A 14,591-nucleotide genomic window follows, 5' to 3' on the forward strand; every position below is an offset into this window, starting at 1 on the left:
TGACAGATCACCAGATTAGGTCAGCGTTGAAACGATCTCCATCGCGCGCGGGCGACGATGACCGGTGTTTCACATGTCTGGAGAAAGTTGTGCGCATGCTGCCATCCCCCCGGCGCCGCGGACTCGTGGCCTTACTCGGGGCTGTCCTCGCCGTGCCGCTCGTCGCGGTCCCGGCAACGGCCGACGCGGCGGCCGTAAGAACGTTCACACCCCCGGCCGCGACCACGAAAGCGCCGGTGAAAGCCATACCGCCGGTCAGGATCACGTTGATCACCGGCGACACCGTCGTCTATGCGAAGGACGCCGCGGGCCGCGCGTCGGCCACCCTGGAGCCCGGCGAGGCCGGGGAGGCGCGGACGTACCAGGCCCAGCAGGACGAGCACGGCTACTACGTCATCCCCGCTGACGCGGGACCTTACGTCAGCAAGGGGCTCCTGGACAAGGAGCTGTTCAACGTCGACTACCTGGCGGCCAACGGCTACGCCGACGCCAAGGCCCCCAAGATCCCGCTCATCGTCCAGTACCGCTCGCGTACCAAGGCGGGCGAGCTGGCGGGCAAGGTCAAGGCGCTCAAGGGCGGCTCCGAGCCGATGGCGCTGGAGAGCATCGACGGCGCCGCGGTCAAGGTGGACAAGAAGCAGGCCGCCGCCTTCTGGCAGTCCCTCGGCGGCGGAGGCCAGGCCACCGCCAGGGCCCTGACCGGCGACCTGCGCAAGGTGTGGCTCGACGGCAAGGTCAAGGCGCTCGACGACGTCAGCAACCCGCAGATCGGCGCGCCCGCCGCCTGGGCGGCCGGGTTCGACGGGACGGGCGCGAAGGTCGGCGTCATCGACTCCGGCGTCGACGCCGCCCACCCCGACCTGCAGGGCCGGATCGTCGCCGCCCGCAACTTCGTGCCCGCGGGCAGCCCCGGCGGCGGCGACGCCGACGAGGTGACCGACCGCGTCGGTCACGGCACCCACGTGGCGTCCATCATCGCGGGCAGCGGCGCCGCCTCGGGCGGCAAGTACAAGGGCGTCGCGCCCGGCGCCCAGCTCACCATCGCCAAGGCGCTGGACGACACGGGCAGCGGCAACAACTCCGAGATCATCGCGGCGATGCAGTGGCAGGCGGCCACCCAGCACGTCCGCGTGGTCAACATGAGCCTGGGCAGCAGCAACCCGACGGACGGCACCGACCCGCTGAGCCAGGCGGCCAACGAGCTGACCGCCGCGTACGGCACGCTGTTCGTGGTCGCCGCGGGCAACGCGGGCCCCGGCCGCTACACCATCGCCTCCCCCGGCGCGGCGACCTCGGCGCTCACCGTCGGCGCGGTCGACTCCTCCGACCGGATCGCCTCGTTCTCCAGCCGCGGCCCGCGCCTGAGCGACGACTTCGCGATCAAGCCGGAGATCACCGCTCCCGGCGTGAACATCGTCGCGGCGCGCGCGGCCGGCACCTCGCTGGGCGAGGGCAGCAGCGTCCCCGGCGGCGGCCCGATCGACGAGCACTACACGGCGGCGTCCGGCACCTCGATGGCGAGCCCGCACGTGGCGGCCGCCGCGGGCATCCTGTCCGCCCAGCACCCCGACTGGACGCCCGAGCAGCTCAAGACCGCGCTCACCGCGACCGCGAAGCCGGGCGACGCCACGGTCTACGACCAGGGCGCGGGCCGGCTGGACATCGGGCAGGCCGTCACCCAGCGGGTCTTCGACGACGTGGCCTCGCTCTACGCCGGCTTCACCGACCCGTACACCGGCCAGACGATGACCAGGAAGGTGACCTTCCGCAACACCGGCAAGGAGCCGGTCACCCTGCAGCTGTCGCTGGCGCTGAAGCACGGCGACGCGCAGCCGCCGTCCGGGATGGCGACGCTGACGCCGTCGTCGCTGACCGTCCCGGCGGGCGGCACCGCGACCGCGGACCTCACGATCGAGCCCACGCTGGGCGAGCCCGGCTGGTACGAGGGTCGCCTGACGGCCACCGCCGGCACCACCCGGCTGACGGCGCCGATCGCGTTCCGCAAGCAGGCCAGGATGCACACCCTGAAGGTGCGGTTCGTCGGCCGGCCCGAGTGGACGATCAACCCCGGGGCCGTGTCCGCCGCTCGGATCAGCGACACCGACCCGCTCCTCGAGGGCGAGCCGACGGCCACGTGGACCGAGAACTGGCGCACCACCGACACCCCGGGCATCCTGGAGACCGAGCTCAAGCTCGCCCACGGCGGCGTCTACTACATCGGCGAGACGCCCTGGTGGTACACCAAGCCCGACCGCGTCCTCCAGTACGGCTTCCTCACCGTGCCCGAGCTGAAGCTCGACGCCGACACCACGGTCACCATGGACGCGACCAAGGCCGAGCCGCTGGAGATCAGCACGCCGCGCCCGTCGGAGCCGGTGTTCCTGAACGTGAACTTCGCCCGCACGACCGCCGGGGGCCGCATGTACGCCGGCGCGTCGGTGCTCAGCTACGAGCCGGCCATCACCGGCCGCTACTGGGTCACGCCGGTGAGCAAGGCGCCCGCGGTCGGCACCTTCACGATGCTGTTCGACCAGGTCCGCCGCGCTCCGGAGGTGGAGCTGAGCGTGCCCGGCGTCCCGCTCCACCCGCGCTACGTCAGCGAGCACGACGCGCTGGTGCCGAAGTTCTCCTCCGACCGGCGTCTCGACCTCGCCACGGGCGACGACCTGCGGGCCGGCGCCGACGTCCGCGGCCGGCTCGTCCACCTCCCCGCCCGGGACTCGCTCCAGCTCCTGCTCACGGACCTGGAGCTGGCCATCAAGGCGGGGGCCGCGGGCGTGGTCACCAGCGACCGGTTCACCTGGCTGCTCAGCGCCTCGGCGTACACCGCCCAGAACAAGATCCCGGTGCTGTGGCTGGACAGCGGCGAGGCCGACCGGCTGGGCCAGGTCCTGGCCCGCAAGCCGTACCCGAAGGCGGCGCTGCACGTCACGCCGACCACCCCCTACGAGTACAAGCTGGTCCACTACGTGAAGGGCGCCACGGCGGGCCGGCTGCGCTTCGCCCCGAAGGCCCGCGACCTCACCGCGATCGACACCACCTACCACTCCCAGTTCGCCCCGCTGGCCGGCGCGTGGGGGCCGACCTCCAACTTCACCGAGGTCAGCCACACCTACAGGGACGAGCAGCGGCTCAGCGTGCGCGGCTCGCACGCCTTCGCCGCACCCGCGGCGCGCACCGAGTACTACAACACCACGGGCGACGACGTGCTGTGGGAGCGCGCCTACATGTTCTTCGACCCGGCCACGGACAGCAACCGTTTCGCCTCCTCCCTCCGCGGCTTCACCCAGGCCACCCAGGAGCGGGAGGACTGGAACGAGGCGATCGTGCCCGCCCAGCTCACGACCGGCCCCGGCGTGCCGGGCTGGTTCGGCGAGGGCTTCTACTGCGACGGCTGCCGCCAGGGTGACCGGTTGCGGCTGAGGGCGCTCAGCCCGGTCGGTTTCGGGTACTACTCCGACGCCTCCGACCCGAGCCACCTTTACCAGAGCGCGCCGGGCACCGAGGAGGTCCACCTGTTCAACGGCGACGCCGAGGTCAAGGCGGAGTACGACGACCTGGGCGTGCCCTACTACACCGTCCCCGCCGGGCCGGGCACGTACCGGCTGACGGACTCGTGGAAGGACGGCTTCGCCGGCAAGCATCCCGGCACGGCCGTGGAGACCACGTGGACGTTCCGCTCGGCCCGCCCGGCCGGCGGCGACTCCCCGTACCCCTGCCTGGACACCGTGCTGTGGGGCGACAAGCAGCCGTGCGCCCAGGTGCCGCTGATCCGGCTGCGCTACGGCTTCCGGCTGCCGGGGGACGACACGGTCCAGGGCGGCCGGCCGTTCACCTTCACCGTCACGCCGGAGGGCGGCCGGTCGCCGTCGCTGCGGGCCGCCTGGGTCTCCGGCGACAAGGGCGCGCACTGGACGAAGGCCGCCGTGCTGCCCGGTGACCGGGTGCTCGTGGTCAACCCCAAGGGCCCGGGCAGCGTGTCGGTCAAGGTGGAGGTGAAGGACAGGGACGGCAACGCCGTCCAGCAGGTCGTCTCCGACGCCTATCTCGTGAGGTGACCCGTCGTGGCGGGGGCGGGCCGGGCCCGCCCCCGCCACCGGCTGGTCAGTACTCGGTCGTGACGGCGGCGCCGGAGAAGCTCGCCGCGCCGTACAGGCTGATGTAGACGTAGCCGGCGGGCGGGCCGGTGACGGTCAGGGTCTCGGCGTTGCCCGAGGTGGTGGAGCGCTGGGTGTAGGAGCCGGTGGTGGCCCAGCCGGTGGGGTTGTAGTAGAGGTCGGCGTTGCCGGTGCCGCCGGCGGCCGTGATGGTCAGCCGGGAGACGCCGGCGGGCAGGTACAGGTAGAGGTAGGCGTAGTCGCCCTGGGCGGCCGACAGGTTGCCGCGCCGGCAGCCGCGGTCCAGTTGCCGGGTGTCGGTGCCGGTGCACTCGGGGGCGGTGCCGCCGCCTCCGCCGGCGCAGGAGCCCGCGGCGCACGCGGCCAGCCAGGTGTACCAGTCGGTGTCGTAGCGGCTGCCGATCGATCCGGTCAGGAACGAGCGGGCGGCGCTCCACGCGCCGGTGCGGTAGTGGCCGAGCACCGTGGACACGTCGCCGGGGTGCCTCTCGAACATGTAGCGGACGGCCAGGTACCCCCAGCGGTAGACGCGCGTGGTGTCGTGCGCGTACGTGGTGTCCCACAGCGTGCTGAGGGCGTAGGTGCGCCTGCCCGCCTCGGTGATGGCGGCGTCGTAGTCCTGCCTGCGGTAGGAGTAGGAGACGTACTCGGCGAAGCCCTCGATCCACCAGATCGTCGGCGTGCTCACTCCGGCGTCGAAGTCGCCGTACATGTCGAAGCGGCCGTCGAGGTAGTGCGTGTACTCGTGGTTGAGGTTCCAGATCTGGAAGTCGGGGCGCAGCCACTCGGCCTCGTAGGCGATGAAGCGCGGCTGGTTGCCGGGCGCGGACGGGTCGCCCTCCAGGTACATGCCGCCGTTGTTGGTGTCGATGCCGAACATGGGCCCGGCGTAGGTCTGGTAGTCGGTGCTGGAGTCGAACACGACCACCTCGATGGTGGTGTTGCCGTCACCGGCGACGGGGCCGCTGTCCTTGACGAGGTTGTGGAAGTAGGCGTCCTGGTTGGCCAGGCTGGCGCAGGTGCTCGACAACTGGCCCGAGGTCATGTCCTGGGCGCGGATCCTGATGCCGGCGCTGCACGTGTGGTTGATCGGCAGCACGCTGACGGCCAGGCGCCGCTGCAGGTCACAGGTGTCGTAGTAGGCGCAGTTGGGCTTGTCGTAGGAGTCGGTCATCTCCGCGACGCCCACCCACAGCGGGGCGGTCGCCCCGGTGATGGAGCTGCGCCCGAGCAGGTCCTTGGCCTGCGGCCGGACCGTCGTGAGCAGGGGCTGGTGCTGCAGGAAGCGGCCTAGCTCCCGGCCGGCGTTCGAGGTCAGGTAGGCGCGGTCGGTGCCCAGCAGCGACAGATGGTTGACCGCGAAGGAGCGCAGGGTGGTGAGCACGCTGGTGTCCGACTGGACGGCGGTGACGAACGCGGGGACCTGGTGGCCGCGGAAGAGCACGGTGTAGACGTTGTTGACGGCGTTGAGCATCCACCAGGAGGCGTCGTAGGAGCTGTTGTAGCCGTCGAGCAGGCGCTTGACGACGTAGAGGTAGCGGGCGTTCTGCTCGGCGCTGTCGATCAGGGTGACCGCCTCGGCCAGCACCTCGCCGTTGGCGTCGCTGACCGTCCAGGCACGGCCGGCGGCGAAGAACGCGTCGAGCCCGGACTGGATGGCGGTGGTGAGCGACGGGCCGTAGCCGCCGACGTCGGTGGGGTGGTACCAGTGCGCGTAGTATCCGGCCCGCAGGTAGAGGACCAGTTGCGCGGTCGAGGTGGTGTTGTCGCCCGGGTAGGAGGCGGCGTTGTCGCGCAGGGCGTAGGCGACGGTCGTCATCTGCGCCTCGCGGAAGGCGGAGGACGCGTCACCGCCCGTCAGGCTGAACAGGGTGTTGATGCAGTCGGTGGTGCTCGCCTTGATCTGCTGCACCAGAGCGCTGCCGGAGCGGCTGGTGAAGTCGGCCGCGCTGCAGGTCACGGCGGCCGCCTTGGTCGTGACCTTGGCCGACGGCCTGGGGTGCCGCGGTGCGGCGGCGGGCTCGTCGTAGTCCTGGCGGAGCGCGTCGGTGGCGGCGGAGCGCGGCGGGCGGTCGGCCAGGCCGAGCCGGGTCTTCCGCACGTGCGGCGGGTCATGCCGGGGCGCGGCGACGGGGAGCGAGGGGGGCGGCTCGACCTCCGCCCGCGCGGGCAGCGAGGCCAGGGAGCAGGCGAGGACGCAGGCGGACAGCAGGGATAAGAGGCGGCGCACGAGAACCTCCTGGGGGGTGTTCGGATGGGTTCGAGGCCGCTCTGAGTGTCGGGGCGGTGAGCGCCGCGCCGTCATCAGCGGACCCATAAATCTCGCGAATGACCAACAGAAGGCATATGGGTGACAAGTCGGGTAATTCTGGGTTCCGGGGGTACGGACGGGTCGGCGACACCGAGCGTGACGTGGGGGGATGGGGACGAGAGACACCGGCACACGGGAGCGGGCACACGGCCTCCCGACGGAGAGGACGAGCTTCGTCGGGCGCCGGCGGAAGATCGCCCAGATCAGGCGGATGCTGTCGGCCGCACCCGTCGTGACGCTGACGGGTCCGGGCGGCGTCGGCAAGACGCGGCTGGCCTCGCGAGCCGCGGCCGCTCTGGGAGGCGCGTTCCCGGACGGCGTGTGGATGGTCGACCTCGCCGCGCTGCGCAGCCGGGACCTGCTGGCACCGGCGATCGTCGAGGCGCTCGGCGTCCGCGACCACACCGCCCGCCCGCCGCTGGAGGTGCTCACCGGCCACCTGGCGGACAAGCGGCTGCTGATGATCCTCGACAACTGCGAGCACATGGTGGACGAGTGCGCCGTCGTGGCCCGGACGCTCCTGCGGACGGCGCCGGAGCTGCGGATCATCGCGACCAGCCGGCAGTCGCTGCGGGTCGCCGGTGAGCGGCTGCTGGACGTGCCGCCCCTCGCCCTGCCGAGCGGCGCGCGGCCGCCGGCCGGGCTGCTCGCCCGGTCCGACGCGCCGCGGCTGTTCGCGGAGCGGGCCGAGGCCGCCGCGCCCGGTTTCGCCGTCACGGAGGCCAACGGGGACGCGGTGGTGGAGATCTGCCGCCGCCTCGACGGGATCCCGCTCGCCATCGAACTGGCGGCCGCGCAGCTGCGCACCCTCTCCCTCGACCAGTTGCTCGCCCAACTGGAGGACCGGTTCGCGCTGCTGCCCGCTCCGGGGGCCTCGCCGGCTCATCATCGGACGCTGCGCGCGTTGATCGGCTGGAGCCACGGGCTGTGCACCGGCGAGGAGCGGCTGCTGTGGTCGCGCATGTCGGTCTTCGCGGGGAACCTCGACCTGGAGGCCGCGGAGGCCGTGTGCGGCGGTGACGGCATCGCCCGCCACGACGTCGTCGACCTGCTGAGCAGCCTGGTCGACAAGTCGATCCTGATCTCCGAGCACGACGGGGAGACCGTCCGGTACCGGATCCTGGAGACGATCCGCGACTACGGGCGGCAGCGGCTGGAGGAGTCCGGGCAGGCGGCGGTGCTGCGCCGGCGGCACCGGGACCACTACCGCCGGCTGGCGAGCGAGACCCGGGCCCGGATATCGAGCCCGGAACAGGTGTCCTGGCTCGCCCGCCTCGGCGCCGACCACGCGAACCTGCGGCTCGCCCTGGAGTACTGCCACACCGAGCCCGGGCAGACGCGGGCCGGCCTGGCCATGGCCGCCGACCTGATGTACCACTGGGTCAACGGCGTCTATCTGGGGGAAGGCCGCGCCTGGCTCGAACGGGGGCTGGCGGCCGAGACCGAGCCCAGCGACGTCCGCGTCCGGGCGTTGTGGACCGACGCCGTCCTGGCCATCATCCAGGCGGACCTGCCCTCCGCCGAGGCGGTGCTGCGGGAATGCGGGACCCTGGCCGTCGAGCGTGAGGACCCGATGGCCCTCGCCTACGTCGCCCTGGGCGAGGGGCTGCTGGCCCTGAGCCGGGAGGACCCGGTCGCCGCCATTCCCCTCCTCGACGACGCGGTGCGCCGCTTCCGCGCCGTGGACGACCCGGTGGGCGTCGTGGAGGCGCTCATCCGGCTCTGCGTCGCCCACCGCTCCACGGGAGAGCACGCGCTCGCCATCTCCATCGGGAAGGAGTCGCTGGCCGTCTGCGACCGGCACGGGCTGGGCTGGCACAAGGCGTACACGCTGGCCGTGCTGGGCGTCGCGGTCTGCGAGCGGGGGGACGCCGGGCACGCCGCCGCGCTCGTGGCGGAGGCGGTGCGCTTCAACCGCGCGCTGCGCGATCAGCGGGGCGTCGGCCTGGACCTGGAGATCCTGGCCTGGATCGCCACGACGCAAGGGCGGCTCCGGCGGGCGGCCCGGCTGTACGGGATCCTGCGGACGCTCTGGGCGCGGATCGGCGATCCCCCGCCCTCCGGATACCTCCACTCCGCCGCGCACGGTGAACAGTCGAGGTCCCTGGCCCGGCACGCCATGGGCGAGCCGGCGTTCCAGGAGGAGCTCGAACGGGGCGCCGAGCTGGACTACGACGCGGCGCTGGCGTACGCCCTGGAAGAGGAGCCGGACGACTCCGGCTCGCCGGACGGCCCCGACCGCCTGCCGCCGCTCACGGTGCGGGAGACGCAGATCGCCCGCCTGGTCGCCCAGGGGCTGAGCAACAAGGAGATCGGGAAGTCCCTGATGATCGCCCAGCGCACCGCCGAGGGGCACGTCGAGCACATCCTGCACAAGCTCGGGCTCGACTCCCGTACCCAGGTCGCGGTCTGGGTCAGCAAGCACGATCCGGCGCGAGGCTGAGCCGGGGCGGCGGCGTGTCCCCCTCTGGAAGCCGCCTGTCGTATGTCACATACTTCTCTTTGTGGACCTTGACCTGAGACACCTCCGCCTGGTCTGCGCCATCGCCGAGACCGGCAGCCTCACCAGGGCGGCCGCGCGCCTGGAACTGTCCCAGCCCGCGGCCACGCACCAGCTCCGCCAGATCGAGGAGCTGCTCGGGGGCGAGCTGTTCGCCCGGTCCCGCACGGGCACCAGACCGACCCCGCTGGGCCACCAGGTGGTCGCCCGCGCCCGGATCGTGCTCCACGAGGTGGACGCGCTCGTCCACGACCTGCGCGGGACGCACCCGCCGTCCTCGGTGCTCCGGCTGGGCTGCAACCACCTGGCGTGCGTCGCGAGCGTCGTCGAGCGGGTCGGCGAGAGGCTGCCCGGGCGGAGCGTGTCGCTGTGGATCGAGCCGTCCACGGCGCTGCTGGCCGACGCCCTGGCCCACGGCGAGCTCGACGCGGCCCTCGTGGGCGTGCTCGAGGGGACGGAGATCGCGCTGCGCTCCCCCGTCGTCACCCGCACGCTCATCCCCCGCCACCCCATCTTCGTGGCGCTGTCGGCGGCGCACCCGCTGGCGGGCAGCGCCGCCGTACGGCTCGGCGACCTGGCGCGGGAGAGGTGGATCAGCCCGCCGGGCGGCGACGACGGCTCGCTGGCGGCGCTGCGCGCGTCCTGCCGCGCGGCGGGCTTCGAGCCGGACATCCGCTACGACGCGCCGAGCGGGGGCGGCCGGCCTCTGGTGGCGGCGGGGCACGGGGTGCGCCTCGTCGATCCCACCTGGCCCGCGCCGGAGGGCACGGTGGTGCTGCCGCTGGCCGGGGAGCCCCAGGTGGCGCGGCTCACCGTGGCCTGGCGCCGCGACCGCCTGGGGCCGGCGGACGCCGCCGCGCTGTACCGGGGGTTCGCCGCCGCCTTCGAGGACCACGTGGACGACAACCCGGTGTTCCGGCGGTGGTGGGACGCCCACCCGGAGTCCCACCCCGTCGTCTGAACGCCGTCACCCCTCGCGGGCGGCGGCGCCGGTGCGGCCCTCACGGTCGGCGGAGTCGGCGAAGGCCTCGTGGGCGAGGTCCAGGAACAGGGCGGCCGACCAGCCGAAGCCGCTCGTCGCCCGGCCCGCCCGGCGGCCCGTCAGTGGGTTCCAGTACTCGTACAGGCCGCCGCCGTCGCGGACCATCGCGAGCGTGCGCTCGCGCAGCTCGCGGGCGGTCCCGGGATGGCCGGACCGGCGCAGGCCCTCGATGAGCAGGTAGTTGACGTTCAGCCAGACCGGTCCGCGCCACATGGCGTCCGGGTCGAAGCGGGGGTCGTCGAACGCGACCGTGGGCACCGGCCGCTCGCCCCAGAAGCTCGGCGAGCGCAGGTCGGCCACCAGCCGGTCGGCGACGTCGGCGGGCAGCCGCCCGGTCAGCAGCGGCAGCAGCTCCAGCGGGGTGCGGACGTCCGCCTCCCGCCCGCCGACCAGGGTGACGAAGCGGGCGCCCGTCCACCGCCGCGCCACCATGCGCTCCACGAGCGCCCGCGCCCTGGCCCGCCACTCCCCCGGGTCGCGGCCGAGCGCCGCGGCGATGTCGCCCAGCCGGTCGTACTGCAGGGCGAGGTAGGAGTTGAGGTCGGGCGGCTCGGCCCGCGGCCCGCCGTCCCAGATCGGGCTGTCGTCCAGGCCCGAGGAGTACGGGTGCAGGTACTCGGCCAGGCCGTCGCCGTCGGGGTCGGAGCGGGTGAACCACCACTCCTGCGCCCGGACCAGCGGCTCGTACACCTCGGCGAGGAAGCCCGGGTCGGGGTCGGCCTGGTGGATCTTCCACACGGCCCAGGCGGTGAGCGGCGGCTTGGTGACCGGCACGGCCTCGCGGACGGGCGGCCCGCCGACGTGCTGCGCCAGCCGGGCCAGGTCGGAGCGGGGCAGGTCGGTGGTCTCGGCCAGCACCCCGTGGTCGTGGACCACGTCGGGGATCAGCCCGTCGGGGCGCTGGTGGTCGAGCAGGATGCGGATCTGCTCCCTGGCCAGGTCCGGGTCGGCGTGCCGCAGAGCGATGGCGTGGAAGTAGGAGTCCCAGTTCCACAGGCCGACGTAGCCGTACTTGGAGGGGACCAGCGACTCCCGGCCCTGGATCGGCACCAGGTTGACCGCGAGCGTCCACCACGCCTGCTCGGCCCGTTCCCGCAGCTCCGGCGGGACGGCGGGCATGCGGGCGAACCAGTCGCGCCAGCGCGCGGCGGCCGCCTCCAGCACCGCCCGGCCGTCGGGCGGCGGGCCGCCGGGGACGGCCACGTGCGCGCCGTCCCCGCCGGGTCCCACGAGGACCAGGCCGTCGCCGACGGGCGCCCGGCCGCCGTCCCACACGGCCCGCGCGCCTTCTCCGTGGTCCCCGGTCAGCACGAGAGTGTCGGGGCCGGCGAAGGCCAGGGCCGCGCCGCCCTCGAACTCCACCCGGTCCGGCAGCGCCCGCCGTACGGGCAGCTCCCGGTCGCCGGCGAGGAGCCGCAGGCCGGTCAGGACGGCCGTCTCGCGCAGCGGCGTCTCGTAGCGGGCGGCGGCGATCCACAGGGAGCCGTCGTCGGCCGCCATCACCAGCAGCCGCGACCCCCGGTCGGTGAACGGTCGTTCGCGCAGGTCCAGCATCATCGCCCGCCCAGTCCGGAGGCCGCCATCGAGTTGATGATCTTCTTCTGGCCGATCAGGAAGGCGATCAGCGTGGGCACCACCGCGATCGCCGACCCGGCCAGGATGAGCCCGTAGTCGACCGCGGTGTGCTGGCCGGAGAACTGGCTCAGCAGCAGCGGCACGGTCGCCAGCTCGGGCGAGTTCAGGAAGATCAGGGGGAAGAAGAACGAGTTCCACGAGGCCAGGAAGGCGATGATGCCCAGGGCGCCCAGGCCGGGCCTGATGTTGGGCAGCACCACGTTCCAGAAGCACCGCCAGCGGCCCGCCCCGTCGATGCGGGCCGCCTCCTCCAGCTCCACCGGCACGGCCCTGATGAACTGGCGCAGCAGGAACACCGCGAACGGGTTGGCCACCGAGGGCAGGATGAGCGACAGGTGGGAGTCGATCCAGCCGAACCGGGCCAGCATGAGGTACAGCGGCACGACCGTCACCTGCGCCGGCACCATCTGCGTGGCCAGGAACACCACGAACAGCACGCCCGAGCCGCGAAAGCGGATCCGGGCGAAGGCGTAGGCCGCCATGGCGGAGGTGAGCAGGGTGAGCGTGACGTTGAGCGCGGCGATGTAGAAGCTGTTCCAGTACGCGGTGCCGAACGGCATCGCCGCCAGCGCGTCGGGGTAGTTCTGCCAGCGCCAGGGGTGGGGCAGCCAGTCGAGCGGGGCGTTCAGCATCTGCCGCACGCCCTTGAACGACGTCAGCAGCATCCAGGCGAACGGGAACACCATGGCCAGCCCGCCGGCCGTGAGCGCGGCGTGCAGGGCCGCCTGCCGGAGTCGCATCAGCTCTCCCTCACGAGTCGTAGTGGACCAGGCGCTTCTGCGCGGCGAACTGGACGAGCGTCACGAGCAGCGTCAGGACCAGCAGGATCAGCGCGGCGGCGCTGCTCATGCCGAACTCGAAGTCCTTGAAGCCCAGCTCGTAGACCTGGTAGACGATCGTGCGGGCGCCCTCGTTGTCCTCCGGGCGCACCAGCACGTAGATCTGGTCGAACGCCTGGAACGAGCTGATCACGGCGACCACGGTGGAGAAGAAGATCGTGGGCGAGAGCAGCGGCAGGGTGACCGAGCGGAAGATCCGCAGGCTCCCCGCGCCGTCCATCCGGGCGGCCTCGACGATCTGCGGCGGGATGGTCTGCAGCCCCGCCAGGAAGATCACCACGTTGAGGCCGAGCGACGACCAGATCGTCACGACGGCGATGGCCACGATCACCCAGCCGGTGTCGCCGAGCCAGTCGGGCGGGTTGAGGCCGAACCAGCGCCGCAGCGAGGTGTTGAGCACGCCGTTCTCGTCGCCGGCCAGGATGATCTGCCACATCAGCGCGACGGCCACCGAGCTGGTGACCACCGGCATGAAGTACAGCACCCGGTAGAAGGAGCTGCCGCGCACGTTGTTCAGCGCGACCGCGATGAGCAGCGCGAGACCGAGGCCGACGGGCACGGTGAGCACGGCCAGCTTGACCGTGTTCCACACCGCCAGCCCGAAGTCGGGATTGGAGAGCTGGGCGGCGAAGTTGTCCAGCCCCGCCCACTCCTTGCGGCCGAGGCCGTCCCAGCGCATGAACGCCAGCACGACGGCGAAGCCGAGCGGGAAGACCAGGAACACGACCAGGGCCACGACCTGGGGGGCGAGGAAGAACGCGGCCCACCAGCCGTCCCGGTTGTGCACGCCGCCGGCGTGGCGCCGGCCCGCCCGGGGGCGGGCACGGGTGAGAACTGCCACGGCCTCAGCCCAGCTTGCTCTGGACGAGCTGCTGGAGCTCGGTCATGCCCTGGTCGAAGCCGACCTTGCCGCTCCACACCTTCATGAGGTGCTCGTTGATGGCGGCGGTGAGGCCGGGCACCGCGACCTCCTCGGGGTAGTTGGCGAAGCCGGTGTCGCGCACGTCGAGGAAGGTCTGGGCGTGCTTGGGGTAGCCGTCCGCCAGGACGACCTGCTCGGCGCCCTTGACGGACGGCACGGCGCCGCCGTCCTTGAGCCGCAGGAGCTGGCCCTCCTTGCCGACGAACTCGGTGAGGAACGTGAAGGCCTCCTTGGGCAGCTTCGTGTCCTTGTTGAGCGCCAGGTAGGAGGCGGCCACGGCGCCCGGCATGGGGGCGCCGGTCGGCGAGGGGAACGGCACGATGTCGTAGTCGTCCAGCTCGCCGCCCTTGCGCAGGGAGTCGATCATCCAGCGGCCGCCCGCGTAGAAGCCGGCCTTGTGCTTGAGGAACTGCGTGCTGGGGCCGTTGCTGTCGGGCAGCGTGTCGGCGCTGAGGAACGTCTTGTCCTGGTAGCCCTTGGCGAGCGTGCTCAGCGCCTCGCGGGCCTTGGGGTCGGTGGTGGCGACGAACTTGCCGCCGTCCCAGACCTTGCCGCCGAAGCCGTTGACCATCGAGTACGTGGAGCCGTACCAGTTCCAGAAGATGGAGCCGGCCTTGCCCGCGGCCTTGAGCTTGGCGTTCATGTCCAGATATTTCGGCATGGTCCACTGGCCGCTCTCGTTGAGCGTGGCCGGGTCCTCGGTGATGCCCGCGTCCTTGAGCGCCTTCTTGTCGTACCAGAGCACCTCGGGGTTGGTGTCGTTGGGGACGGCGTAGATCTTGCCGTCGCGCTTGGCGCCGCCGTACACGCCGTCGAAGAAGTCCTCGGGGCGGCTCTTGGAGTCGGGGCCGGCGAGCTTGTCGTCGAGCGGCGTCAGCACGCCGGCCGAGACGAACTTGCCGATGTTGTCGTCGCCCACGAAGAACACGTCGGGCGCGGTCTTGCTGGTGAGCTGGGTGAGCAGCTTGGGGTGGTAGTCCTCGTACTTCGCGACCGACTCCATCTTGAGCCGGATGCCGGGGTGGCGCCGCTGGAAGTCCTCGGTGAACTTCTCGTAGAGTTTCACGTCCTCGGCCGATCCCCAGGTGGACCAGCGCACGGTCACCGGGCCCTGGCCTTCGCCCGTGCCGGGAACGTTCCCGCCGCCGCTGCCGCTGCACGCGGTGGTGGCGAGGGCGAGGGCGCCAAGGACGGTCAGCGCACGCTTCATGGTGACTCCTTCGA

8 protein-coding genes are annotated in these 14,591 nt (G+C 72.3%); 3 read left to right on the forward strand and 5 right to left on the reverse strand.

All coding sequences use genetic code 11. The features are described 5' to 3' along the window. The first annotated feature begins 236 nt into the window (after positions 1-236). Positions 237-4,058: a S8 family peptidase gene (locus HT134_RS42975; protein WP_175606262.1), complete on the forward strand. Its 3,822-nt coding sequence runs from the start codon at positions 237-239 to the stop codon at positions 4,056-4,058. A gap of 46 nt (positions 4,059-4,104) precedes the next feature. Here the strand turns inward: HT134_RS42975 and HT134_RS42980 are convergent, their stop codons facing one another. Further along, the gene (locus HT134_RS42980; RefSeq protein WP_312888880.1) at positions 4,105-6,348 is read right to left on the reverse strand and encodes a M9 family metallopeptidase; all 2,244 of its coding nucleotides are present in this window, start codon (positions 6,346-6,348) and stop codon (positions 4,105-4,107) included. Positions 6,349-6,538: 190 nt separating this feature from the next. Between HT134_RS42980 and HT134_RS42985 the strand changes: the two genes are divergently transcribed. Both HT134_RS42985 and HT134_RS42990 read left to right on the forward strand, forming a co-directional pair. Next, positions 6,539-8,872, forward strand: a complete 2,334-nt coding sequence (locus HT134_RS42985; protein ID WP_175606264.1) for an ATP-binding protein — start codon at positions 6,539-6,541, stop codon at positions 8,870-8,872. Positions 8,873-8,933: 61 nt separating this feature from the next. Next, complete coding sequence (locus HT134_RS42990) at positions 8,934-9,890, forward strand: LysR family transcriptional regulator (RefSeq protein ID WP_175606265.1); 957 nt, start codon at positions 8,934-8,936, stop codon at positions 9,888-9,890. A gap of 6 nt (positions 9,891-9,896) precedes the next feature. Here the strand turns inward: HT134_RS42990 and HT134_RS42995 are convergent, their stop codons facing one another. Genes HT134_RS42995 through HT134_RS43010 form a run of 4 tightly spaced genes read right to left on the reverse strand, consistent with a single transcriptional unit; the run spans position 9,897 to position 14,577 of the window. Continuing rightward, a complete protein-coding gene (locus HT134_RS42995; RefSeq protein WP_217709050.1) occupies positions 9,897-11,528 on the reverse strand; it encodes an amylo-alpha-1,6-glucosidase in 1,632 nt (543 codons plus the stop codon). Beyond that, positions 11,525-12,346, reverse strand: coding sequence for a carbohydrate ABC transporter permease (locus tag HT134_RS43000; protein ID WP_175606266.1), 822 nt, complete (start codon positions 12,344-12,346; stop codon positions 11,525-11,527). The genes HT134_RS42995 and HT134_RS43000 overlap by 4 nt, the downstream gene beginning before the upstream one ends. Before the next feature lie 10 nt (positions 12,347-12,356). Next, positions 12,357-13,286 carry a carbohydrate ABC transporter permease gene (locus HT134_RS43005; protein WP_312888882.1) on the reverse strand — a complete coding sequence of 310 codons (930 nt, stop codon included), beginning with the start codon at positions 13,284-13,286 and terminating at the stop codon, positions 12,357-12,359. Positions 13,287-13,290: 4 nt separating this feature from the next. After that, complete coding sequence (locus tag HT134_RS43010; RefSeq protein WP_175606267.1) at positions 13,291-14,577, reverse strand: ABC transporter substrate-binding protein; 1,287 nt, start codon at positions 14,575-14,577, stop codon at positions 13,291-13,293. Between the last annotated feature and the right edge of the window lie 14 nt (positions 14,578-14,591).

The organism is Nonomuraea rhodomycinica (assembly GCF_013363995.1).
GTDB classification, from domain to species: Bacteria; Actinomycetota; Actinomycetes; order Streptosporangiales; family Streptosporangiaceae; genus Nonomuraea; species Nonomuraea rhodomycinica.

Excerpts from the sequence above, each read along its gene's own strand:
- HT134_RS42985 (WP_175606264.1), top strand. The coding sequence starts at position 6,539 with ATGGGGACGAGAGACACCGGCACACGGGAGCGGGCACACGGCCTCCCG.
- HT134_RS42995 (WP_217709050.1), bottom strand. The coding sequence starts at position 11,528 with ATGATGCTGGACCTGCGCGAACGACCGTTCACCGACCGGGGGTCGCGG.
- HT134_RS43000 (WP_175606266.1), bottom strand. The coding sequence starts at position 12,346 with ATGCGACTCCGGCAGGCGGCCCTGCACGCCGCGCTCACGGCCGGCGGG.
- HT134_RS43010 (WP_175606267.1), bottom strand. The coding sequence starts at position 14,577 with ATGAAGCGTGCGCTGACCGTCCTTGGCGCCCTCGCCCTCGCCACCACC.